The following is a 22,841-nucleotide window of genomic DNA, read 5'->3' as shown; positions in this document are numbered from 1 at the left end:
CAGAACCGCAATGTCGAAAGTTTTCTTGGCGATATCCACGCCCACTACGATGGCCATAACTCCTGCTACCTCTTACAGCTTTACATCATCAGCACTCCACTCCATCCAACCTTGCCTATGCGAGCTACCACCGGGTGGGGCTCCAGATACCGTTCGGACTCACGAGTGGATTGGGAAGGCAGGAGACTATCTACAGTGCAGGCTCGTAGCCTAGGAGCGGACACGTCTTCCTGGTCTTCCTTCCGGTGATCAGCCGGAGACTACCCGCCGTTATGGCGGGTCGTCGACATACAAGGAGCGGACCTTGTCCGCGATGGCCGGACATCCCGGCGCGATTCGCGGATGAGATCCGCTCCTACGCCGCCCCACCCGCACCATTCCCTTGTAGGAGCGCGCCCTGCGCGCGAATCGCGGGCAGGGCCCGCTCCTACAGGTCGCCGGGGGCACGGTATTTCTCCCCCGTAGGAGCGGACCTTGTCCGCGATAGCCGGCCATTCCGGCGCGATTCGCGGAACCACGCGCACAAAAAAGCCGCCCCGAAGGGCGGCTGTTTTGCCGAAACACCCACCACTCAGTAGTAGGCGTTTTCCTTGTTGCTGTGGTCGGTGACGTCGCGCACGCCCTTCAGTTCCGGGATGCGTTCGATCAGGGTCTTCTCGACGCCGTCCTTGAGGGTCATGTCGACCATGCCGCAGCCCTGGCAGCCGCCGCCGAAGCGCAGCACGGCGATGTTGTCCTCGACCACGTCGACCAGGCTCACCTGGCCGCCATGGCTGGCCAGGCCGGGGTTGATCTCGGTCTGCAGGTAGTAGTTGATGCGTTCGGTGATCGGGCTGTCCTCGTTGACCATCGGCACCTTGGCGTTCGGCGCCTTGATGGTCAGCTGGCCGCCCATGCGGTCGGTGGCGTAGTCGACGACGGCGTCTTCCAGGAAGGGCTCGCTGATGCCGTCGACCCAGGCGGTGAAGTCCTTCAGGCCGATCGGGGTGTCTTCCGGCTTCTGCTCGCCCGGCTTGCAGTAGGCGATGCAGGTTTCCGCGTACTGGGTGCCCGGCTGGGTGATGAAGATGCGAATGCCGATCCCGGGGGTGTCCTGCTTGACCAGCAGTTCGGCCAGGTAATCCTGGGCAGCTTCGGTAATGGTGATGGCGCTCATGGCAACTCCTCGCAAACGTGGAGGCAGTTTACGCCATTCGCCCGCCCCGGATAAAGCCCTACCAATTTAGTAGGAATAATTCGCAGTTGGCCGGATGCCCCTCCCTGTAGGAGCGAGCTTGCTCGCGAACAGCCCCGCTGCGGGCTTGGGTTCGCGAGCAAGCTCGCTCCCACAGGGTCAGCCGTCAGAGGTTCTCGTAGCGGTTCATGTCGAGGATGCCCGCCTCCACCGGCTCGGTCTCGCGCAGGTAGGCGTCGAGGTCGTGGAAGTAGCGCCAGAACTGCGGGTTACTGCGGCGGATACCCCAGCGTTCCACCACCTTGTCGAAGTCTTCCTGGCTCTGCACGCGCTCCAGCGCCGAGACGAAGTCGCCGGCCTCCTCCGCCTTGAGGTCGAACATGAAGTTCGGGTAGCTGGAGAGCACGCCCGGGTAGATGGTCAGGGTGTCCAGCCCCGGCTGGTAGCGCAGCGACTCGCCGAGCATGAAGGCGACGTTGCTGTGCGCGCGGTTACGCAGCGCCGTGTAGATCTCGCGTTTCCCGCCGGGCAGCTCGACGCGCAGGATGGTCGCCTCGGGGAATTGCTCGATCACCTTCAGCCCCGCCGCCGGGCGGCTGACCAGGCGGCTGAAGGCCTGCTCGGCGTCCTGCAGCGGGCGCGGGACGCTGCGCCGGTAGCAGCCGCCGTCCTGGCACAGGTTGATCGGGTCGGGCCGCGCATCGAGGCTGGCGTAGCGGCTCAGCAACTGCACGGCGAAGGCGTTCTTGGCGCCCTTCTCCGGCAGGTCCAGGCCGGTGGGCGCGTCGTTGTCGAGGTTCTGGTAGTCCAGCCACATCTTCAGCCGGCCGCTGTTCTGGTACCAGTCGTCGAGCAGGTGCTTGCGCGCGGCCACCGGCATCAGGCGCAGGAAGTTCTGCTCGGCGCCATTGCGGATCAGGTCGAAGTACAGGCGCGTCTGCGCCTGGTGCGAGACGTTGCCGTAGACGTCGAAGTTGACCACCAACTGGTAGTAGGTGCGCTCCAGCAGCGGGTAGTCCATCCACCACAGCGTCTGCGGGACGCCGCCGATCAGGCCCTTGCGCACCGAGGCGCTGTCGTACTGGCGGAAGATCGACAGCAGCGCGTTGTCGTTGCCGCGCCAGATGTCCGCCCAGGTCGGCGCCGCGGCCTCTTCGTAGGCGTCCAGGCGCAGCGCCTCGTATTCGTTGCGCTTGTCGCGGTAGCTGGTCCATTGCTGGAGCATCTGGCCCATGTCGTCGATCTGCCCGGGCAGGCCCAGCAGCGGCGTGGCCTTGGCCCGGTACGCCGGGTCGGTGACGTAGAGGTCGTGGGCCGGATCCTGGAAGATCGCCCAGAAGTTGTCGCGGATCACGTCGGTGGCGATCTGCCCGCGGCACACCGGGCCGCGGATGAAGGTGCGGACGAAGTACTCGGCGTTGTCCAGCATGAACTGGTAGCGCGCCCGCGCCGGGATAGCGGCGAAGGTCTCGAAGGGGTTGGCGCGGTGCTGCAGGCCGTAGCCGGGCACCTTGTCGGCCGCCCAGGCGTCGGCGAAGAACAGCTCGCGGGTATGCGCCAGCTTGGCCGGGCTCAGCGGGTAGGTGATGTGCGTCTTGTGCACGATCACGCCCTGGATCGGCCACAGGCGGTAGTAGAAGGCCGCCCCGGGGTCGTCGTTGGGCCGCCGCGTGGCGATGGGGTCGATGGGCTGGCCGCTGGGCGTGCGCGAGCGCACCAGTTGGAAGAAGTGCCCCGGCGCGCCCTGCTCTTCGAAATACAGGTGGGCGAGGAACAGGTGCTCGTAGAGCCAGCGCGAAACCAGGCTCTCGCGGGCGCCGGGCTGGTTCAGGAAGCGCTCCCATTCGGCGATCTGCCGCGCCTCGCCGGCGCCGGGCTGCCAGGCCTGCTCGTCCACCGGCGCGCCCTCGGCCAGCCATCGCTTCAGGGTGGCGTACTGCTGGGCGCTGAGGCCGGTGACGGCGAAGGGCATGCCGCTGCGCGGGTTCTTCTGCACGAACTCGTCGATGCTGTCCGGCGTCGGGCACTGGTTGCTGCGGTTGATCGACAGGTCCAGGCCCTCGGGGATCTTCGCGTTGGGCACCAGCGGGTGGGCCTGGCCGAGGTCGAGCATGCGCTGCATCAGCGCCGCCTGGCCGCCGCGGGCGTCCAGCACTGACCAGAAGTCCTTGCGCCGCCAGGCGTCGGCGCCGTGGGCATCGAGGAACAGGCGCGTGGTTTCCTGGGCCTTGGTGCGGGTGCCGTCGTACACCGGCAGCTTGTTGGCGCCGCGCTGGGCGCCCTCGGCGGCGCTCAGGTTGAGCTGGCACGGCGAGTCGTAGCAGGCGTGGCAGGCCACGCACTTGTCGGTGAAGATCGGCTGTATGTCCTTGCTGTAGGAAATGCCGGCTGCCTGGGCAACGGCTGAAAGCAGCATGAACGCAATGGTCAACGCAAAGGATGCGCGCAAGGACATCGGTAACTCCCTACCTCGTGAATAGGCGGATTCTAGCGGCTCCGCGGGCTTTTGCGGCCAACCGATGGCCGGTACAACATGAACTGCGCTCATGTAAAAGCCCGGTCAGCTCAAATCCCCTGCAGGTTTGCTATCATCAGCGACCCTTTGCCACAGCCGTTTCCAGGTAGTTCCCATGTCCGATCGTGCCGCCCGCCAGCAAGCCCTGCAGAAAGCCCTGAAGGAGCGCATCCTGATCCTCGACGGCGGCATGGGCACCATGATCCAGAGCTACAAGCTGCAGGAAGAGGACTACCGCGGCGAGCGCTTCGCCGACTGGCCGAGCGACGTGAAGGGCAACAACGACCTGCTGCTGCTCAGCCGCCCGGACGTCATCCAGGCCATCGAGAAAGCCTACCTGGACGCCGGCGCCGACATCCTCGAGACCAACACCTTCAACGCCACCCAGGTGTCCCAGGCCGACTACGGCATGGAAGAACTGGTCTACGAGCTGAACGTCGAGGGCGCGCGCCTGGCCCGCGAAGTGGCCGACGCCAAGACCGCCGAGACCCCCGACCGGCCGCGCTTCGTCGCCGGCGTGCTGGGCCCGACCAGCCGCACCTGTTCGATCTCCCCGGACGTCAACGACCCCGGCTACCGCAACGTCACCTTCGACGAGCTGGTGGAGAACTACACCGAGGCCACCCGCGGCCTGATCGAGGGCGGCGCCGACCTGATCCTGATCGAGACCATCTTCGACACCTTGAACGCCAAGGCGGCGATCTTCGCCGTGCAGGGCGTCTACGACGAGCTCGGCTTCGAGCTGCCGATCATGATCTCCGGCACCATCACCGACGCCTCCGGCCGCACCCTGTCGGGGCAGACCACCGAGGCCTTCTGGAACTCGGTGCGCCACGCCGAGCCGATTTCCGTGGGCCTGAACTGCGCCCTCGGCGCCAAGGACCTGCGCCCCTACCTCGAGGAACTGGCGAACAAGGCCGGGACCCACGTCTCCGCGCACCCCAACGCCGGCCTGCCGAACGCCTTCGGCGAATACGACGAGACCCCGGCGGAAATGGCCGTGGTGGTCGAGGAGTTTGCCGCCAGCGGCTTCCTCAACATCATCGGCGGCTGCTGCGGCACCACCCCGGCGCACATCCAGGCCATCGCCGAGGCGGTGGCCAAGTACCCGCCGCGGGTGATCCCGGAAATCCCCAGGGCCTGCCGCCTGTCCGGTCTTGAGCCGTTCACCATCGACCGCAGCTCGCTGTTCGTGAACGTCGGCGAGCGCACCAACATCACCGGTTCGGCCAAGTTCGCCCGGCTGATCCGCGAGGAGAACTACACCGAGGCCCTGGAAGTCGCCCTGCAGCAGGTGGAAGCCGGCGCCCAGGTGATCGACATCAACATGGACGAGGGCATGCTCGACTCCAAGGCGGCGATGGTGAAGTTCCTCAACCTCATCGCCGGCGAGCCGGACATCTCCCGCGTGCCGATCATGATCGACTCCTCCAAGTGGGAAGTGATCGAGGCGGGCCTCAAGTGCATCCAGGGCAAGGGCATCGTCAACTCCATCTCCATGAAGGAAGGCGTCGAGCAGTTCAAGCACCACGCCCGGCTGTGCAAGCGCTACGGCGCGGCGGTGGTGGTGATGGCCTTCGACGAGGCCGGCCAGGCCGACACCCAGGCGCGCAAGGAAGAAATCTGCCAGCGCAGCTACGACATCCTGGTCAACGAAGTGGGCTTCCCGCCGGAAGACATCATCTTCGACGCCAACATCTTCGCCGTGGCCACCGGCATCGAGGAGCACAACAACTACGCGGTCGACTTCATCAACGCCTGCGCCTACATCCGCGACAACCTGCCCTACGCGCTGAGCTCGGGCGGGGTGTCCAACGTGTCCTTCTCGTTCCGCGGCAACAACCCGGTGCGCGAGGCCATCCACTCGGTGTTCCTCTACTACGCCATCAAGAACGGCCTGACCATGGGCATCGTCAACGCCGGCCAGCTGGAGATCTACGACGAGATCCCGAAGGAGCTGCGTGACGCGGTGGAGGACGTGATCCTCAACCGCACCCCGGAAGGCACCGAGGCCCTGCTGGCGATCGCCGACAAGTACAAGGGCGACGGCGCCGCCAAGGAAGTCGAGGACGAGGAATGGCGCGCGCTGCCGGTGGACAAGCGCCTGGAACACGCGCTGGTCAAGGGCATCACCGCGTTCATCGTCGAAGACACCGAAGAGTGCCGGCAACAGTGCGCGCGCCCCATCGAGGTCATCGAGGGCCCGCTGATGAGCGGCATGAACGTGGTCGGCGACCTGTTCGGCTCGGGCAAGATGTTCCTCCCGCAGGTGGTGAAATCCGCCCGGGTGATGAAGCAGGCGGTGGCCCACCTGATCCCCTTCATCGAGGCGGAGAAAGGCGACAAGCCCGAGGCCAAGGGCAAGATCCTCATGGCCACAGTGAAGGGCGACGTGCACGACATCGGCAAGAACATCGTCGGCGTGGTGCTGGGCTGCAACGGCTACGACATCGTCGACCTCGGCGTGATGGTGCCGGCGGAGAAGATCCTGCAGACCGCCATCGCCGAGAAGTGCGACATCATCGGCCTGTCCGGGCTGATCACCCCGTCGCTGGACGAGATGGTCCACGTCGCCAAGGAAATGCAACGGCAGAACTTCAGCCTGCCGCTGATGATCGGCGGCGCCACCACCTCCAAGGCGCACACCGCGGTGAAGATCGACCCGCAGTACAGCAACGACGCGGTGGTCTACGTCACCGACGCCTCGCGCGCGGTGGGCGTGGCCACCACCCTGCTGTCGAAGGAAATGAAGCCCGACTACGCGCGCAAGCTGCGCGAGGAGTACGCCGAGGTCCGCGAGCGCACCGCCAACCGCAGCGCCCGCACCGAGCGCCTGAGCTACGCGGCGGCCATCGCCGCCAAGCCGCAGTTCGACTGGGCCGGCTATCAGCCGCCGGTGCCCTCCTTCACCGGCGTGAAGGTGCTGGAGGACATCGACCTGAACGTGCTGGCCGAGTACATCGACTGGACGCCCTTCTTCGTCTCCTGGAACCTGGCCGGCAAGTACCCGCGCATCCTCAGCGACGAGGTGGTCGGCGAAGCCGCCACCAGCCTGTTCAACGACGCCCAGGACATCCTGCGCAAGCTGATCGACGGCAAGCTGATCAAGGCCCGCGCCGTGTTCGGCTTCTGGCCAGCCAACCAGGTCAACCACGACGACCTGGAGGTGTACGCCGAGGACGGCCACAAGCTGGCCACCCTGCACCACCTGCGCCAGCAGACCATCAAGCCCGACGGCAAGCCGAACTTCAGCCTGGCCGACTTCGTCGCGCCCAGGGACAGCGGCATCAAGGACTACGTCGGCGGCTTCATCACCACCGCCGGCATCGGCGCCGAGGAAGTGGCCAAGGCCTACGAGGCCCAGGGCGACGACTACAACGCGATCATGGTCAAGGCCCTGGCCGACCGCCTCGCCGAGGCCTGCGCCGAATGGCTGCACGAGCGCGTGCGCAAGGAATACTGGGGCTACCAGCCCGAAGAACACCTGGACAACGACGCGCTGATCCGCGAGCAGTACGTCGGCATCCGCCCGGCCCCCGGCTACCCGGCCTGCCCGGACCACACCGAGAAAGGCACCCTGTTCCAGCTGCTGGACCCCAAGGGCCTGTCCGGCGTCACCCTCACCGAACACTACGCCATGTTCCCGGCGGCCGCGGTCAGCGGCTGGTACTTCGCGCATCCGCAGGCGCAGTACTTCGCCGTGGGCAAGGTCGACAAGGACCAGATCGACGCCTACAGCGCCCGCAAGGGCCAGGACGTGGCGGTCAGCGAACGCTGGCTGTCGCCGAACCTGGGCTACGACGCCTGATCCGCCTTCCAGGAGCGAAAAAATGAAATACCTCTCCCCCGAACAGATGGAAAAACCGCGCAAGCGCCGCCTGCGCAAGAAACTGCGCCTGGCCGAGTTCAAGGAACTGGGCTTCAGCCTGGAAGTGAACTACAGCGGCGACCTGGACGAAGTGCTCGACCAGTGGATCGCCTTCGTCGAATCCCAGGGCTGGCTGTTCGTCGGCGGCGCCACCGAGGACGGCGAGTTCACCGGCTACCTGTGCCTGAATGCCGTCGGCAGCCTCGATGAAGCCGACCGCGAAACCGTCCGCCAGTGGCTGCAGAGCCAGGCCTGGTGCACCTCCTCCGAGCTCGGCGAGCTGAGCGACTGCTGGCACGGGTTGCTCGACTGACGGAATCGCGGACGGAGTCCGCTCCTACGCTGCCCCACCCACGCCATTCCCCTGCACGCGATTCGCGGGCAGGGCCCGCTCCTACAGTTCGCCGTAAGGCATGGCGCCTCCCCGGAGCGGACCTTGTCCGCGATAGCCGGAACCACCGGCGCGATTCGCGGATGAGATCCGCTCCTACGCCGCCCCACCCACGCCGTATCCATGTAGGAGCGCGCCCTGCGCGCGAAATCGCGGGCAGGGCCCGCTCCTACAGTTCGCCGTAAGGCATGGCGCCTCCCCGTAGGAGCGGACCTTGTCCGCGATAGCCGGACATCCCGGCGCGATTCGCGGATGAGATCCGCTCCTACGCTGCCCCACCCACGCCGATCTCCTGTAGGAGCGGGCCCTGCGCGCGATTTCGCGGGCAGGGCCCGCTCCTACAAATCACCGCAACCGACGACCGCACGGGCATCGCCGCGCCCGTTACGCTAGGCTTTGCCGTGAGGGGCGCGGTCACCGGCACGCCGCCGCCCTCGACCAACAATCGCCGGATCACCTGCAGTTCGGGGACGCCATGCTAGAGCGCGAGCGCCTTCGCAATATCCTCTGCCTGGGGCTGCCGATCATCGGCGGCATGCTCAGCCAGAGCCTGCTCAACCTGGTGGATGCCGCCATGGTCGGCCACCTCGGGGAAAAGTCCCTGGCCGGTGTGGGCATCGGCAGCTACGCCAACTTCGTCGCCATTTCCCTGGTCATGGGCCTGGGCGCCGGCGTCCAGGCGCTGGTGGCGCGGCGCCGCGGCCAGGGCCGCGACGGCGACCTGGCCGCGCCGCTGAACTGCGGGCTGCTGGTGGCCCTGGGCCTGGCCCTGCCGATCAGCCTGGCCTGCCTGCTGTTCGCCAGACCCATCGTCAGCCTGCTGTCGCCCGACCCCGAGGTGCTGGCCATCGGCGTGCCCTACTTCGAGTGGCGCACGCTCTCGGTGCTGGCCGTGGGCCTGAACTTCTCCTTCCGCGGCTACTGGAACGGCACCCGGCGCTCGGGCACCTACATGCGCACCCTGGTGGTCATGCACCTGGCCAACGCCGCCATCAGCTACAGCCTGATCCACGGCCTGTTCGGCCTGCCGCGCATGGGCGCGGTGGGCAGCGGCCTGGGCACCACCCTGGCGCTGTACCTGGGCTCGGCGATCTACGCCTGGATCACCTGGCGCGACGCCCGCCGGCACGGCTTCCTCGCGCGCCGCCCGAGCGAGCGGGAAATCCGCGTGATGCTGCGCCTGTCGCTGCCCAACTCGCTGCAGCAGTTCTTCTTCGCCGCCGGCATCACCCTGCTGTTCTGGATCATCGCCCAGGTCGGCACCCGCGAGTTGGCGGTGGCCCACGTGCTGATCAACCTGGCGCTGTTCCTGATCCTGCCCGGCATCGGCCTGGGCATGGCCGCCACCACCCTGGTCAGCCAGTGCATGGGCGAGCGCGACTTCGACAGCGCCCACCGCTGGGGCTGGGACGTGGTCAAGGTCGCCGCCTGCGGCCTGGCGCTGCTGGGCACGCCGTTCTGGATGTTCCCCGAGGCGATCCTGCGGCTGTTCGTCAGCGACCCGGCGCTGATCGAGCTGGGCCGCGTGCCGCTGATGTTCACCGGCCTGGGCATGGTCATCGACGCCACCGCCCTGGTGCTGACCCAGGCGCTGCTCGGCGCCGGCGCCACGCGCACGGTGATGGCCGTCAGCCTGGGCAACCAGTGGCTGTTCTTCCTGCCCCTGGCCTACCTGGTCGGCCCGGTGCTGGGCGGCGGCCTGCTGGCGATCTGGAGCATGCAGATCATCCAGCGCGGCCTGGCCTCGGCAATCTTCGCGGTGATGTGGCAGAAGCGCCAGTGGACGCAGATAGAACTCTGAGGCCGGCTATGCTTGTCCCACAGCAAAGGAGGCTTTCATGAACGACGATCCGCAGAACCGCCCGCCGAGCTTCTGGCAGATGCTGCAAAGCGTGCTGGCCGCCGCCTTCGGCGTGCAGAGCGGGAAGAACCGTGCCCGCGACTTCACCCACGGCAAGCCCAGCCACTTCATCGTTCTCGGCGTGGGCTTCACCCTGGTCTTCGTCCTGTTGCTCTATGCCCTGGTGCGCCTGGTGCTGCACTTGGCCGGCGTCTAGTCCAGCAGCGGCTGCAGGGAGAAGCGGTAGGCCTTCTGCTTCGGGTGCAGGGCCAGGCTGAAGTCGCGGAAGTCCAGGCCGTAGCCGGGGCGCTCCAGGTTGGCGCGCAGCTTCTGCGCGCGGCGCTTGTCCAGCAGGATGAACACCGGCAACTGGCGGTCCTTGCCGCCATGGGCGGCGAAGTCCACGCCGGCGTCGTAGTCGTGCAGCAACACCATAGCCCAGCCGCCGAGGGTGAAGTGGCCGCTCATGGCCACGCTGATGCGGCCGTCGATCACCGCGTCGAGCATCTCCGAGGAATTGTTCAGGCCGCTGAACAGCATGTCGCGGCCCGGCACGCGCCCCGCCTCGCTGGCCGCCTTCATCGCGCCGAAGGCCATCTCGTCGTTGGCCGACCACACCAGCCGCACCTGCGGATAGCGCCGCAGCAGTTGCTGCGCCTGCTCATAGGCGCGCTGGCGGTCCCAGCCGCCATAGACCACCTGCAGCAGACGGGCCCGCGGGAAGTCGGCCAGGGCCCGGCGCATGCCCTGCTCGCGCAGCTGCGCCACCGGCGCCTGGGCCAGCCCGGAGAAGGCCAGCAGGTCCAGTCCCTGCCCCGCCGCCGCGCCGGCCTTGAGCAGGCGGTGGGCCATCAGGTAGCCCGCCTCCTCCTCGTTGGCCACCAGGCTGCCGATCCAGTTGCGGTAGCGCTCGCGGCTGCCGCCGACGATGCGCTGCTGGTCGGTGGTCAGCATGTTGTTCACGGCGAACAGGCGCACCGGGGTATCGGCGAACAGGCGCAGCAGTTCCGGGCCGATGTAGCCCTCGTTGGTGAACACCAGGTAGTCGGGCAGCTGGCCGTCGCGCAAAAGCTCGCGCGCCTGCTGCAGGGAGCGTTGCGGGTCGCGCTCGGCGTAGAGCACGCGCAGCGGCATGCCCAGGTCGCCGGCGGCGGCCTGCATGAAGCGGCTATAGCTGAGCCAATAGGGCTCGTTGGACCGCCCCGGGTTGAGGAACACCACCGACGCCGCCTGGCAGCCCAACGACAGCGACAGACCGACGACCAGCAACCAGGACCTGCACAGAAGACTCAAGAACCCACACCCCACCGACCGGAAGCCGGCGAAGTATAGCCATTTGCCTTCATTGTGTTCGCCCACCCCTGACCGGTGGAGCGAAATTATTGATGGCTCACCCAGAATATCGCCGTAGCCACCACCAGCAGGATGAGGATCAAGGCCGCGCGGGCGTCGATCACGCTGTCGCGATTCTCGTTACGGGATTCTTCGCTCATGTTTCCCCCATTTGTTATTGCTGTTTTCGGTGGACCCACCAGCAGTTAAGACCAGGGCACGGGCAGCGACAAGGCGCGGCCCTTCATGAGGGCGGCGAAACCGGCTAGGCTGGGGCCGTTTCCGCGACAAGAACAAGGCTCCCCATGGACAATCTTTCCCTGCAAGACCGCGCCGCGCCCGAAGGCATCTGCTACGGCTGCGGCGGCAGCAACCCCCACGGCCTGCACATCAAGAGCTACTGGCACGAGGACGGTATCCACGTGATGGCCGAGCACCTGCCCGAGGCCAAGTACACCGGCTGGCCGGAACTGGTCTACGGCGGCCTGATCGCCATGCTGGTGGACTGCCACTCGAACTGGACGGCGATGGCCTACCACTACCGCGCCGAAGGCCGCGAGCCGGGCAGCCTGCCGCGCCTGGACTGCGTCACCGGCAACCTCGGCATCAAGTTCATCAAGCCCACCCCGATGGGCGTGCCGCTGACCCTGCGCGCGCACGTGGAAGGCGAGCTGGGACGCAAGAGCCGGATCATCTGCGAGGTGTACGCCGGCGACGTGCTGACCGCCATCGGCGACTCCATTTTCGTCCGCGTCGATGCCGCTCAGCTGGGCGCCCAGGCCCACGGCCGCGAAGGCTGAGGACCTGCCGCGAGGGCCTGCGGCCAGGCGCCGCAAGCCCTGGCGCGGCGCCGGTGGGTGGAGAAGGCTCCCACGGATTCCTCGCTTATATCAGAAAGTTCTCGCCATATACTCAAACTTCACTTTTACGCATATTCCCTAACTGGTATCTTGCCCGCCACTCCGCGTGGAGCGCGTTGCCGTGCGCGCTCGGAAGCGTAGTACGCCCGAGCGCTATAGCCTGACAGCAGGATTTTTCATGTACGTATACGACGAATACGATCAGAGGATCGTAGAGGATCGCGTCAAGCAGTTCCGCGATCAGACCCGCCGCTACCTGGCGGGCGAACTGACCGGCGAGGAATTCCGCCCGCTGCGTCTGCAGAACGGCCTGTACATCCAGCGCTATGCGCCGATGCTGCGTATCGCCGTACCCTATGGCCTGCTCGCCTCCCGGCAGCTGCGCAAGCTGGCGCAGATCGCCCGCGACTACGACAAGGGCTACGCCCACATCAGCACCCGGCAGAACGTGCAGTTCAACTGGCCGGCGCTGGAGGATGTACCGGACATCCTCGCCGAGCTGGCCACCGTGCAGATGCACGCGATCCAGACCAGCGGCAACTGCATCCGCAACACCACCACCGACCAGTTCGCCGGCATCGCCCGCGACGAGCTGGTGGACCCGCGCCCCTGGTGCGAGATCATCCGCCAGTGGTCGACCTTCCACCCCGAATTCGCCCACCTGCCGCGCAAGTTCAAGATCGCCGTCAACGGCGCCGTGAGCGACCGCGCCGCCATCGAGGTGCACGACATCGGCCTGGAAGCGGTGAAGAACGAGGCCGGCGAGCTGGGCTTCCGCGTGCTGGTCGGCGGCGGCCTGGGCCGTACCCCGATCGTCGGCAGCTTCATCAACGAATTCCTGCCCTGGCGGCACCTGCTGTCGTACCTGGACGCCATCCTGCGCGTGTACAACCGCTACGGCCGCCGCGACAACAAGTTCAAGGCGCGCATCAAGATCCTGGTCAAGGCGCTCACCCCGGAAGTCTTCGCCGAGAAGGTCAACGCCGAATGGGCGCACCTCAAGGATGGCCCCAGCACCCTGACCGACGCGGAAGTGCAGCGCGTTGCCGCGTTCTTCGTCGACCCGGCCTACAAGGCCCTGGAAGACCAGGACGCCGCCCTCGCCGCCCTGGACGCCGAGCACCCCGGCTTCGCCCGCTGGCGCGAGCGCAACACCTTCGCCCACAAGAAGCCCGGCTACGTCGCCGTGACCCTGTCGCTCAAGCCCACCGGCACCGCCCCGGGCGACGTGACCGACAAGCAGCTGGACGCCATCGCCGAGCTGGCCGACCGCTACAGCTTCGGCGAAGTGCGCAACAGCCATAACCAGAACATCATCCTCGCCGACGTCGAGCAGGCGCAGCTGTTCACCCTCTGGGGCGAACTGCGCGAGCTGGGCTTCGCCAGCCCCAACGTGGGCCTGCTGACCGACATCATCTGCTGCCCGGGCGGCGACTTCTGCTCCCTGGCCAACGCCAAGTCGATCCCGGTGGCCGAAGCCATCCAGCGCCGCTTCGACGACCTCGATTACCTGTTCGACATCGGCGACATCGACCTCAACATCTCCGGCTGCATGAACGCCTGCGGCCACCACCACGTGGGCCACATCGGCATCCTCGGGGTGGACAAGAAGGGCGAGGAGTTCTACCAGGTGTCCCTCGGCGGCAGCGCCGGCCGCGAAGCCAGCCTGGCGCAGATCCTCGGCCCGTCCTTCGCCCAGGACCAGATGGCCGACGTGATCGAGAAGCTGATCAAGGTCTACGTCGAACGGCGCACCGAAGAGGAACGCTTCCTCGATACCTACCGCCGCATCGGCATCGACCCCTTCAAGGAGCGCGTATATGCAGCGAATCATTAAGCACCGCGAAGTGGTCGACGACCGCTGGCACCTGCTGCCCAAGGACGCCACCCTGGAGAGCGTGCCCAACAGCGACGACGTGATCATCCCGCTGGCCCTGTGGCTGGAACACGGCCCGGCCCTGCGCGGCCGCGACGGCGGCCTGGGCGTGTGGCTGGACTCCGACGAGGAGCCCGAAGCCATTGCCGGGGACCTGGACAGGTTCCAGGTGATCGCGGTGAACTTCCCGGCCTTCACCGACGGCCGCGGCTTCAGCACCGCGCGCCTGCTGCGCGAGCGCTACGGCTACAAGGGCGAGGTGCGCGCCATCGGCGACGTGCTGCGCGACCAGCTGTTCTATATGCAGAGCTGCGGTTTCGACGCCTACGCCATTCGTGCGGACCGCGATCCGCATGACGCGCTGGCCAGCCTGGATGACTTCAGCGAGGTCTACCAGACGTCGGTGACCCAGCCGCAGCCGCTGTTCCGGCGGCGGCAGTTGGCCTGATCGGTAGCGACATGAAAAAGCCCCGCCTTGGCGGGGCTTTTTCGTTGGGTCGGGGTCCTGCTTCTCGTAGGAGCGAGCTTGCTCGCGAACCTTTATCCCGCGCTCCGATCCCCACCCCCGTCATTCCCGCGAACGCGGGACGCGGCTCCATCGCGAACAGCGCTTGCGCTGGCCCGAAGGGGAATAACCCAGAGACTTTTGGGGTTGGGCTCGGCGTAGCGCGCAGCTCCGAGTGCGTTGATATCTCTCGTTTCGCCCCCTCGGGCGAGTCCCTTTTGTCAAACAGTGGAAGGCCACCCCCGCAAAAAGGAACCAAAAAGGCTTGCCCCAACATACGGGCCCGATAAAGCCGGGCTACCCTCACGAACTCCCCCGCCACGGAGGCCCGAACTAGGCGTCCCCCCCGAGCGTACGTCCCTGTAGCCCATCGGGGCTCTCGCGACATCCATGTCGCATGACCTCCTGAGCGCCGGTTTCGCTCGGCCTTCTGAAGGGACGTTCCGGTGCGCTCGGAGGTTTCTCTGGAAGTCCGAATCGCGGACAGAGTCCGCTCCTACGGTTACAGGGAAGCACGGGCGTAGGAGCGGACTTTGTCCGCGATTGGACTCAACGCCCCCGCCGGACACTCCGGTGGCACGAATGGCCCCCTCTCCCGCTTGCGGGAGAGGGCTGGGGTGAGGGCGCTCTTGATCCCCGACCGTCGGCGTTATCCGCCGAATCGCGGACAGAGTCCGCTCCTACGGTTCCAGGAAGCACGGCTTTTCGTAGGATGGCGTTGAGCGAAGCGATACCCATCACCACGGCAGCATGGGTATCGCAAGCTCAACCCATCCTACGGAGAGCACCTCGGCGCAAGGAGCGGACTTTGTCCGCGATTGGACTCACCGGCCACCCCGGTGGCACGGCCAACGGCGCATAACCACGAACGGCTATGCGCCCTACGCCCTCACACTCCCCCAGGCAATCTCCGCCAACAGGTCCCGGCAATCCGCCAGCTCCACCCGCGTCCGCCCGGCCAGCCAGTTGCGCACGTAATCGTGGGTGGGGCCTATCACCACCGAGTTGAACAGCTCGAAGGGCATTTCCCGGAAGGCGCCGGCCTGGCGGTGCACCGCCAGCAACTCGGCGATGCGCCGGCCCTGCTGGCGGTTGGCTTCGCGCAGTTGTTCGCCCATCTCCCCCGCCTCCACCCGGCCGCGGTTGTGCAGGATGAAGCGGGCCCAGTCCGGGTGCGCCACCACCCAGTCGATGTAGCAGGTGACGAACAGCTTGACCGTGGCCTCGGCGCCCATGCCCTCGCGCAGCCCGGCGTCGAGCAGGGCCGCGTACTGGCCGATGCCTTCCAGGTAGAGCGCGCCGATGATCCGCTCGCGGTTGCCGAAGTGGTGGTACAGGCTGCCGATGCTGGCGCCGGAGCGGTCGCGGATCATCTCGATGGTGGTGGCGTCCACCCCGGATTCGCTGAAACAGGCCAGCGCGGCCTGGAGGATGTCGTCTTTGCGGGAAGCTCGGCCCATGGGGTTCCTTGTACGGATCGTTTCTAGAATATTTTTCTAGAATTAATTTCTAGCCTTCGTATACTGCCCTGAGGCACCGCCATCCTTCAACCCGAATCCACGCGGCCTGACCGGCCAGCCCCAGGAGCATGCAGCATGACCACCCCGCAGCCCCGCGAGATCGACAACGGCCAGGGCCAGCGCCTGGCCAGCCACTGGTACCGGCCGCAGGGCGAGATGCTCGGCGCCGCCCTGATCGTCCCGGCCATGGGCGTCGAGCAGCGCTTCTACGGCGCCTTCGCCAACTGGCTGGCCGAGCGCGGCTATCTGGTCGTGACCTTCGATTACCAGGGCATGGGCCAGTCGCGCAGCGGCCCGCTGCGCGAGGTGAAGGCCAACGTCGTCGACTGGGGCCGCCACGACTGCAGCGCCGTGCTCGCGGCGGTGGCCGAGGCCGCGCAGGACAAGCCGCTGTACTGGATCGGGCACAGCCTGGGCGGGCAGATCCTGCCCTTCGTCGACGGCCGCGGGCGCATCACCCGGGCCTTCAGCATCGCCAGCGGCAGCGGCTACTGGCGCGACAACACCGCCGGCCTGCGCGGCCGCGCCTGGCTGCTCTGGCACTTCATCGCGCCGACCGTCACGCCGCTGCTGGGCTACTTCCCGGGCCGCCGCCTGGGCATCGTCGGCGACCTGCCGCGCGGGGTGATCGAGCAGTGGCGGCGCTGGTGCCTGCACCCGCAGTACGCCCTGGGCGAAGGGGAGCAAATGCGCATCCGCTATTCGGCGGTGCACACGCCCATCGTTTCGCTGTCCTTCACCGACGACGAGATGATGTCCCAGCGCAGCACCGAGGCCCTGCTGGGCTTCTACCGCAGCGCGCCCAAGGTGAGCCGGCGCATCGCCCCGGAACAGCTGGGCGTGAAGCGCATCGGCCACTTCGGGTTCTTCCGCGAGCAGTTCGCCGACACGCTGTGGGAGGGCTACCTGCTGCCGGAGCTGGGCTGAACGCCCGGCCCCGGCGCGGGCATCAGTCGAGGTTCACCAGCAGCCGGCCGACCAGCTTGCCGGCGAGGATCTGGTGGATGGCGGTGGACAGGTCGTCGAGGCGGATTTCGCGCACCAGTTCCTCCAGGCGCGGCAGCTTCCACTGCAGCGAGAGCTTGTCCCACATGGACGCCTTGACCACCAGCGGCAGCTCCACCGAGTCCACGCCCAGCAGGTTCACCCCGCGCAGGATGAACGGCAGCACCGTGGCCTTGAACGCGGCGCCGGCGGTCAGCCCGCAGCAGGCCACGCTGCCGCCGTACTGCAGCGACTTGACCACGTTGAACAGGATGTCGCCGCCGACCGTGTCCACGGCGCCGGCCCACTGCTCCTTGAGCAACGGCTTGTCGACGCCATCGGCGACGGTGGCGCGGTCGATGATCTGCCGCGCGCCCAGGCCGTTGAGGAACTCGGCCTGCTCCAGCTTGCCGGTGGAGGCCGCCACGCTGTAGCCCAGCTGGGCCAGCAGCATCACCGCGATGCTGCCGACGCCGCCGCTGGCGCCGGTGACCAGCACCGGGCCGGAGGCCGGGGTCACGCCGGCCTGCTCCAGCTTGTCGACGCACAGCGCCGCGGTCAGGCCGGCGGTGCCGAGGATCATCGCCTCGCGCAGGCTCAGGCCCTGCGGGCGCTTGATCACCCAGGCGGCCGGCACGCGGATGTACTGGCCGAAGCCGCCCGGGGTGTTCATCCCCAGGTCGTAGCCGGTGACTATCACCTCGTCGCCGGCGACGAACTCGCCCACCGAGGATTCCTCCACCACCCCGGCGGCATCGATGCCGGGGGTGTGCGGGTACTTGCGGGTCACGCCCCGGTTGCCGCTGGCCGACAACGCATCCTTGTAGTTCAGCGACGAATACCGCACCCGGATCAGCACCTCGCCGGCCGGCAGCTGGCTGGTGTCGCGCTCGACCACCTGCTGCTCGTAGATGCCATGCGGGGACTCGGTAACCCAGAGGGCCTTGAATGCACTCATCACGCTCTCCTTCTGCAAAGCCTGCCGCGCGGACGCCCCTGCGCCCGCGCCGGAATCATTGCCAGTAACGGCTGCGCCCCAGGCGCTCCCACCAGCTCAGCAGCACGCGGTCGATCACCGTGCTGGCGCCCACGCCCAGGCGCTCCTGGACGCTTTTCTTCTGTACGTACTGCAAGTGGTAGACGTCCGACTCGCGGGCGCGTTCGGCCAGGTACTCGTCGCTGGTCTTCAGCTCGTCCACCAGCTTGCGCCCCAGCGCCGCCTGGCCCAGCCAGACCTCGCCAGTGGCGATTTCCTCGATGGCGAGCTTCGGCCGGTAGTGGGCGACGAAGCCCTTGAACAGCTCGTGGGTGGACTCCAGGTCCTCCTGGAACTTCTCGCGGCCCTTGTCGGTGTTCTCGCCGAACACCGTCAGGGTGCGCTTGTACTCGCCGGCGGTGAGCACCTCGAAGTCGATGTCGTGCCGCTTCAGCAGGCGGTGCACGTTGGGCAGCTGCGCCACCACGCCGATGGAACCGAGGATGGCGAAGGGTGCGGACAGGATGCGCTCGCCGATGCAGGCCATCATGTAGCCGCCGCTGGCGGCGATCTTGTCGACGCACACGGTCAGCGGCACGCCGGCCTGGCGGATGCGCGCCAGCTGCGAGGCGGCCAGGCCGTAGCTGTGGACCATGCCGCCGCCGCTTTCCAGGCGCAGCACCACTTCGTCCTTGGGCGTGGCCAGGCTGAGCAGCGCGGTGATCTCGTTGCGCAGGTGTTCGGTGGCCGAGGCCTTGATGTCGCCATCGAAGTCCAGCACGTAGACGCGGCTCTTCTGCGCGCCGGCCTTCTTCGCCTGCTTGGCGGCCTTGTGCTCGGACTTGCGCAGGGCCTTGAGCTTGTCCTTGTCGAGCACGCTGCCTTGCAGGCGCTCACGCAGCTCCTTGTAGAAGTCGTTGAGCTTGCGCACTTCCAGATGGCCCGAGCTGCGCCGCCCGCGGCCGCGCAGGGCGGCGACCACCACCAGCACCACCAGCACCGCCACCAGCACGGTGAAGGTCCTGGCCAGGAAACCCGCGTAATCCAGAAGAAACTCCACACTTCCCCCTATCAACCTGTGCCCCGCCCGCCGACCGGGCCGGGGAATCCCGCAAGCATACCCAGCCCGCCGGGCCGCAGCCAGCGCTGGCGAACGCCTTCATCAGCGTTGGGAATAGCATTCAAACAAGCGTATGTTTTTTCGTTGACAGCCCTGGGCCTTCCTCATACCCTCGCCGGAACTTTCCCCCTGCCGAGGTCCGTGCGTGGGCAGCATCTATCTGATTCGACATGGCCAGGCTTCGTTCGGCGCCGACGACTACGACGTGCTCTCGACGACCGGCGTGCGCCAGGCCCAGGTCCTGGGCGAACACCTGGCGGGCCTGGGCCTGCGCCTGGACCGCTGCCTGGCCGGCGACCTGCAGCGCCAGCGCCACACCGCCAGCGAAGCCCTGGAACGCATGCGCGAAGCCGGGCTCGACGTGCCGGAGTTGGAGATCGACGCCGCCTTCAACGAGTTCGAGGCCGACGCGGTGATCCGCGCCCACCTCGACGACCTGCTGCAGCACGAGCCCCAGGCCCTGCACATCCTGCGCAACGCCGCGCAGCACCGCGGCGAGTTCCAGCGCCTGTTCTCCTACGTGATCGCCCGCTGGGTTTCCGGCGAGCACCACAAGGAAGGCCTGGTCAGCTGGCAGGAATTCCTCGACACCGTGCACGACGGCCTGCAGCGCCTGCTGCGCCAGGCCAGCGGCAAGGACAACATCGCCGTGTTCACCTCCGGCGGGACCATCACCGCCGTGCTCCAGCAGATCGTCGGCATGCCGGCGATCAAGGCCTTCGAGCTGAACTGGCAGATCGTCAACACTTCGCTCAGCCGCCTGAAGTTCCGCGGCGACGAAGTGTCCCTGGCTTCCTTCAACAGTCACGTGCACCTGGAACTGTTGAGGGCGCCGGAGCTCATCACCTACAGATGAGCCCGGCCCATTGCGCCCCCGGGCGCGCGAGAAAACCTAGAAAAGGGATAGAACCATGAGCGTTGCTGACATCGTCTCCACCATGAAGAGCAAATTCAACGCTGGCGCCGCCGCCGGCCTGGACCTGGTCTTCCAGTTCAACATCGAGGACGGCGACAACCACTACCTGGTGGTCAAGGATGGCACCTGCGAAGTCGTGCAGGGCGATGCGCCGAACCCCAACGTCACCCTGATCATGGACAGCGAGACCCTCAAGGGCATCACCAGCGGCGAAACCGACGGCATGCAGGCCTTCATGGCCGGCAAGCTGCGCGCCGAAGGCGACATGATGCTGGCCATGAAGCTGGGCGAGCTGTTCCCGGTCTGACCTGGAGCGCTGCCTGCCGGCACGAGAAACCGGGGCCCCGCGGCTCCGGTTTTTTTTCGCCCGCGCCGCTCTGGCAAAGGCGTATCAGGCAGCCTGATCGGGGTCCAACACGCTCGCCAATAACGCCCTGCGGCGCTTGTGGGGGTAGGAAGCGAGCATTAGATTAGCCAATTATCTCGGGACACCATTATTGCCCTGCATGATGGATCCCGGGCGCCGCTGCCCCGGCAGCTACCGACTACAAGAAAGGGATAAGCATGTCGCTGACTGACCAGTCCACCCGCATCCGCCAAGGCGAAGAGCTCGACGCCGCGGTCATCGATCCCTACCTGAAGGCCCACATTCCCGGCCTGCAGGGCGAGCCGAAGATCAGCCAGTTCCCTGGCGGCGCCTCGAACCTGACCTACCTGCTGGAATACCCCAGCCACGAGCTGGTGCTGCGCCGCCCGCCGTTCGGCCGCAAGGCCAAGTCGGCCCACGACATGGGCCGCGAATACCGCATCCTCAACCAGCTCAACGCCGGCTTCCCGTACTGCCCGAAGGCCTACGTGCACTGCATCGACGAGTCGGTGATCGGCGCCGAGTTCTACGTGATGGAGCGCGTCAACGGCATCATCCTGCGCGCCGACCTGCCGCCGGAGCTCAAGCTCGACGCGCAGCAGGCCAACACCCTGTGCAAGAACTTCATCGACCGCTTCGTGGAACTGCACAACGTCGACTACCAGGCCTGCGGCCTGGGCGACCTGGGCAAGCCCGAAGGCTACGTGCAGCGCCAGATCGAAGGCTGGATCGACCGCTACGAAAAGGCCCTGACCCCCGACGCGCCGAGCTGGGAACCGGTCAAGGCCTGGCTGCGCGAGAAGATGCCGGCCGACCACCACAAGCCGGGCATCGTGCACAACGACTACCGCTTCGACAACGTCATCCTCGACCCCAAGGACCCGATGCGCATCATCGGCGTGCTGGACTGGGAGCTGACCACCATCGGCGACCCGCTGATGGACCTGGGCAACACCCTCGCCTACTGGATCGAAGCCGACGACCCGGCGCCGGTGCAGCTCATGCGCCGCCAGCCGAGCCACCTGCCGGGCATGCTGACGCGCCGGGAATTCGCCGACTACTACGCCGAACGCGCCGGCCTGCCGCGCATCGACAACCTCGACTTCTACTACACCTACGGCCTGTTCCGCCTGGCCGGCATCGTGCAGCAGATCTACTACCGCTACTTCCACGGCCAGACCCAGGACAAGCGCTTCGCCCAGTTCATCCACATGAACAAGCTGCTGGAGCAGATGAGCCTGCAGGTCATCGGCAAATCGCGCCTGTAACGACGATCACAACAAGGGGAACCCCATGTCCAAGACCAACCTGTTCGACCTCGACGGCAAGATCGCCTTCGTTTCCGGCGCCAGCCGCGGCATCGGCGAGGCCATCGCCAAGCTGCTGGCCCAGCAAGGCGCCCACGTGATCGTCTCCAGCCGCAAGATCGAGGGCTGCCAGGAAGTGGCCGACGCCATCAATGCCTCCGGCGGCAAGGCCACCGCCATCGCCTGCCACATCGGCGAGATGGAGCAGATCCAGAGCGTCTTCGCGCAGATCCGCGAGCAGTTCGGCCGCCTGGACATCCTGGTCAACAACGCCGCCACCAACCCGCAGTTCTGCAACGTGCTGGACACCGACCTGGGCGCCTTCCAGAAGACCGTGGACGTGAACATCCGCGGCTACTACTTCATGTCCATCGAAGGCGGCAAGCTGATGAAGGAGAACGGCGGCGGCAGCATCATCAACGTCGCCTCGATCAACGGCGTCAGCCCCGGCGAGTTCCAGGGCATCTACTCGGTGACCAAGGCCGCGGTGATCAGCATGACCAAGGTCTTCGCCAAGGAATGCGCGCAGTTCGGCATCCGCTGCAACGCCCTGCTGCCGGGCCTGACCGACACCAAGTTCGCCTCGGCGCTGGTGAAGAACGACAGCATCCGCAACGCCGCCCTGCAGCGCATCCCGCTCAAGCGCGTGGCCGACCCGAGCGAAATGGCCGGCGCCGTGCTGTACCTGGCCAGCAGCGCCTCCAGCTACACCACCGGCGTGGCGCTGAACGTCGACGGCGGGTTCCTTGCCTGATCACATAAGCGCAATGAAAAAGGGAGCCTTCGGGCTCCCTTTTTCGTTGGGTGATCCATTGATGCACGCCTCCTACAAGGGAATGGCGCGGGTGGGCGGCGTAGGAGCGGATCTTATCCGCGAATCGCGCCGGGACGTCCGGCTATCGCGGACAAAGTCCGCTCCTACGGGAGGAGGAATACCGTGCCTCCCGGCGACCTGTAGGAGCGGGCCCTGCCCGCGATTTCGCGCGCAGGGCGCGCTCCTACAAGGGAATGTCGTGGGTGGGGCAGCGTAGGAGCGGATCTTATCCGCGAATCGCGCCGGGACGTCCGGCTATCGCGGACAAGGTCCGCTCCTACGGGGGAGGAATGCCGTGCCTCCCGGCAATTTGTAGGAGCGGGCCCTGCCCGCGAAATCGCGCGCAGGGCGCTCCTACAGGGGAATGGCGCGGGTGGGCGGCGTAGGAGCGGATCTTATCCGCGAATCGCGCCGGGGTGTCCGGCCATCGCGGACAAGATCCGCTCCTACGAGGGAAGGAATACCGTGCCTCCCGG

Annotated in this window: 18 protein-coding genes; 12 read left to right on the top strand and 6 right to left on the bottom strand. The window is 66.8% G+C overall.

Features of this window, described 5'->3' with window-relative positions; genetic code table 11:
* Positions 1–571 precede the first annotated feature (571 nt).
* Entirely contained in the window at positions 572–1,156 is a 585-nt protein-coding gene (gene nfuA, locus BM060_RS24035; RefSeq protein ID WP_074983710.1) for a Fe-S biogenesis protein NfuA, read from the bottom strand.
* A gap of 184 nt (positions 1,157–1,340) precedes the next feature.
* Positions 1,341–3,629: a fatty acid cis/trans isomerase gene (locus tag BM060_RS24030; protein WP_074983708.1), complete on the bottom strand. Its 2,289-nt coding sequence runs from the start codon at positions 3,627–3,629 to the stop codon at positions 1,341–1,343.
* Between the two features lie 175 nt (positions 3,630–3,804).
* Here BM060_RS24030 and metH point away from each other — a divergent pair, with 175 nt between their 5' ends.
* From metH to BM060_RS24010, 4 genes are all read left to right on the top strand, one after another.
* A complete protein-coding gene (gene metH, locus BM060_RS24025; protein WP_074983705.1) occupies positions 3,805–7,497 on the top strand; it encodes a methionine synthase in 3,693 nt (1,230 codons plus the stop codon).
* A gap of 22 nt (positions 7,498–7,519) precedes the next feature.
* On the top strand, positions 7,520–7,870 hold the full coding sequence (locus BM060_RS24020; RefSeq protein ID WP_074983702.1) for a 50S ribosome-binding protein YggL: 351 nt from the start codon (positions 7,520–7,522) through the stop codon (positions 7,868–7,870).
* A gap of 553 nt (positions 7,871–8,423) precedes the next feature.
* Positions 8,424–9,749, top strand: coding sequence for an MATE family efflux transporter (locus tag BM060_RS24015; protein WP_074983699.1), 1,326 nt, complete (start codon positions 8,424–8,426; stop codon positions 9,747–9,749).
* 37 nt (positions 9,750–9,786) lie between these two features.
* Entirely contained in the window at positions 9,787–10,005 is a 219-nt protein-coding gene (locus BM060_RS24010) for a DUF2970 domain-containing protein (RefSeq protein ID WP_009619245.1), read from the top strand.
* Here BM060_RS24010 and BM060_RS24005 read toward each other — a convergent pair.
* Positions 10,002–11,081 (bottom strand): ABC transporter substrate-binding protein, encoded by a 1,080-nt coding sequence (locus tag BM060_RS24005; RefSeq protein WP_074983697.1) that lies wholly within the window; start codon positions 11,079–11,081, stop codon positions 10,002–10,004. The genes BM060_RS24010 and BM060_RS24005 overlap by 4 nt on opposite strands.
* A gap of 344 nt (positions 11,082–11,425) precedes the next feature.
* Between BM060_RS24005 and BM060_RS24000 the strand changes: the two genes are divergently transcribed.
* The 3 genes from BM060_RS24000 to BM060_RS23990 all read left to right on the top strand — a co-directional run bounded on the left by BM060_RS24000 (position 11,426) and on the right by BM060_RS23990 (position 14,304).
* A complete protein-coding gene (locus BM060_RS24000) occupies positions 11,426–11,920 on the top strand; it encodes a PaaI family thioesterase (RefSeq protein WP_009619242.1) in 495 nt (164 codons plus the stop codon).
* 238 nt (positions 11,921–12,158) lie between these two features.
* Positions 12,159–13,817 carry a nitrite/sulfite reductase gene (locus BM060_RS23995; RefSeq protein WP_074983694.1) on the top strand — a complete coding sequence of 553 codons (1,659 nt, stop codon included), beginning with the start codon at positions 12,159–12,161 and terminating at the stop codon, positions 13,815–13,817.
* A complete protein-coding gene (locus BM060_RS23990; RefSeq protein ID WP_074983691.1) occupies positions 13,801–14,304 on the top strand; it encodes a DUF934 domain-containing protein in 504 nt (167 codons plus the stop codon). Before BM060_RS23995 ends, BM060_RS23990 begins: the two co-directional genes overlap by 17 nt.
* Positions 14,305–15,242: 938 nt before the next feature.
* Here the strand turns inward: BM060_RS23990 and BM060_RS23985 are convergent.
* Positions 15,243–15,821: a TetR/AcrR family transcriptional regulator gene (locus BM060_RS23985; RefSeq protein ID WP_074983689.1), complete on the bottom strand. Its 579-nt coding sequence runs from the start codon at positions 15,819–15,821 to the stop codon at positions 15,243–15,245.
* Between the two features lie 135 nt (positions 15,822–15,956).
* On the opposite strand from BM060_RS23985, the gene BM060_RS23980 reads away from it, so the two are divergent.
* Positions 15,957–16,808: an alpha/beta hydrolase family protein gene (locus BM060_RS23980; protein WP_074983686.1), complete on the top strand. Its 852-nt coding sequence runs from the start codon at positions 15,957–15,959 to the stop codon at positions 16,806–16,808.
* Positions 16,809–16,830: 22 nt separating this feature from the next.
* Here the strand turns inward: BM060_RS23980 and BM060_RS23975 are convergent, their stop codons facing one another.
* Both BM060_RS23975 and sohB read right to left on the bottom strand, forming a co-directional pair.
* Complete coding sequence (locus BM060_RS23975) at positions 16,831–17,823, bottom strand: YhdH/YhfP family quinone oxidoreductase (RefSeq protein ID WP_074983683.1); 993 nt, start codon at positions 17,821–17,823, stop codon at positions 16,831–16,833.
* 55 nt (positions 17,824–17,878) lie between these two features.
* Positions 17,879–18,901, bottom strand: coding sequence for a protease SohB (gene sohB / locus BM060_RS23970; RefSeq protein WP_074983680.1), 1,023 nt, complete (start codon positions 18,899–18,901; stop codon positions 17,879–17,881).
* Positions 18,902–19,106: 205 nt separating this feature from the next.
* On the opposite strand from sohB, the gene BM060_RS23965 reads away from it, so the two are divergent.
* The 4 genes from BM060_RS23965 (at position 19,107) to BM060_RS23950 (ending at position 22,305) form a co-directional block, all read left to right on the top strand.
* Complete coding sequence (locus BM060_RS23965) at positions 19,107–19,817, top strand: histidine phosphatase family protein (RefSeq protein WP_074983677.1); 711 nt, start codon at positions 19,107–19,109, stop codon at positions 19,815–19,817.
* Positions 19,818–19,872: 55 nt separating this feature from the next.
* Positions 19,873–20,184 (top strand): SCP2 sterol-binding domain-containing protein, encoded by a 312-nt coding sequence (locus BM060_RS23960; RefSeq protein WP_009619228.1) that lies wholly within the window; start codon positions 19,873–19,875, stop codon positions 20,182–20,184.
* A 257-nt stretch (positions 20,185–20,441) separates the two neighbouring features.
* Positions 20,442–21,512 (top strand): phosphotransferase family protein, encoded by a 1,071-nt coding sequence (locus BM060_RS23955; RefSeq protein ID WP_074983675.1) that lies wholly within the window; start codon positions 20,442–20,444, stop codon positions 21,510–21,512.
* Positions 21,513–21,537: 25 nt separating this feature from the next.
* Positions 21,538–22,305: an SDR family oxidoreductase gene (locus tag BM060_RS23950; protein WP_074983672.1), complete on the top strand. Its 768-nt coding sequence runs from the start codon at positions 21,538–21,540 to the stop codon at positions 22,303–22,305.
* The last annotated feature ends 536 nt before the right edge of the window (positions 22,306–22,841 follow it).

This window comes from Pseudomonas citronellolis (assembly GCF_900112375.1).
In the GTDB taxonomy this organism is placed as follows: Bacteria; Pseudomonadota; Gammaproteobacteria; order Pseudomonadales; family Pseudomonadaceae; genus Pseudomonas; species Pseudomonas citronellolis.
The sequence above is the reverse complement of the archived record's forward strand: the minus strand, read 5'-3'. Positions and strand labels throughout refer to the sequence as shown.

Excerpts from the sequence above, each read along its gene's own strand:
- nfuA (WP_074983710.1), bottom strand. The coding sequence starts at position 1,156 with ATGAGCGCCATCACCATTACCGAAGCTGCCCAGGATTACCTGGCCGAA.
- BM060_RS24030 (WP_074983708.1), bottom strand. The coding sequence starts at position 3,629 with ATGTCCTTGCGCGCATCCTTTGCGTTGACCATTGCGTTCATGCTGCTT.
- metH (WP_074983705.1), top strand. The coding sequence starts at position 3,805 with ATGTCCGATCGTGCCGCCCGCCAGCAAGCCCTGCAGAAAGCCCTGAAG.
- BM060_RS24020 (WP_074983702.1), top strand. The coding sequence starts at position 7,520 with ATGAAATACCTCTCCCCCGAACAGATGGAAAAACCGCGCAAGCGCCGC.
- BM060_RS24015 (WP_074983699.1), top strand. The coding sequence starts at position 8,424 with ATGCTAGAGCGCGAGCGCCTTCGCAATATCCTCTGCCTGGGGCTGCCG.
- BM060_RS24010 (WP_009619245.1), top strand. The coding sequence starts at position 9,787 with ATGAACGACGATCCGCAGAACCGCCCGCCGAGCTTCTGGCAGATGCTG.
- BM060_RS24000 (WP_009619242.1), top strand. The coding sequence starts at position 11,426 with ATGGACAATCTTTCCCTGCAAGACCGCGCCGCGCCCGAAGGCATCTGC.
- BM060_RS23995 (WP_074983694.1), top strand. The coding sequence starts at position 12,159 with ATGTACGTATACGACGAATACGATCAGAGGATCGTAGAGGATCGCGTC.
- BM060_RS23990 (WP_074983691.1), top strand. The coding sequence starts at position 13,801 with ATGCAGCGAATCATTAAGCACCGCGAAGTGGTCGACGACCGCTGGCAC.
- BM060_RS23985 (WP_074983689.1), bottom strand. The coding sequence starts at position 15,821 with ATGGGCCGAGCTTCCCGCAAAGACGACATCCTCCAGGCCGCGCTGGCC.
- BM060_RS23980 (WP_074983686.1), top strand. The coding sequence starts at position 15,957 with ATGACCACCCCGCAGCCCCGCGAGATCGACAACGGCCAGGGCCAGCGC.
- BM060_RS23975 (WP_074983683.1), bottom strand. The coding sequence starts at position 17,823 with ATGAGTGCATTCAAGGCCCTCTGGGTTACCGAGTCCCCGCATGGCATC.
- BM060_RS23960 (WP_009619228.1), top strand. The coding sequence starts at position 19,873 with ATGAGCGTTGCTGACATCGTCTCCACCATGAAGAGCAAATTCAACGCT.
- BM060_RS23955 (WP_074983675.1), top strand. The coding sequence starts at position 20,442 with ATGTCGCTGACTGACCAGTCCACCCGCATCCGCCAAGGCGAAGAGCTC.
- BM060_RS23950 (WP_074983672.1), top strand. The coding sequence starts at position 21,538 with ATGTCCAAGACCAACCTGTTCGACCTCGACGGCAAGATCGCCTTCGTT.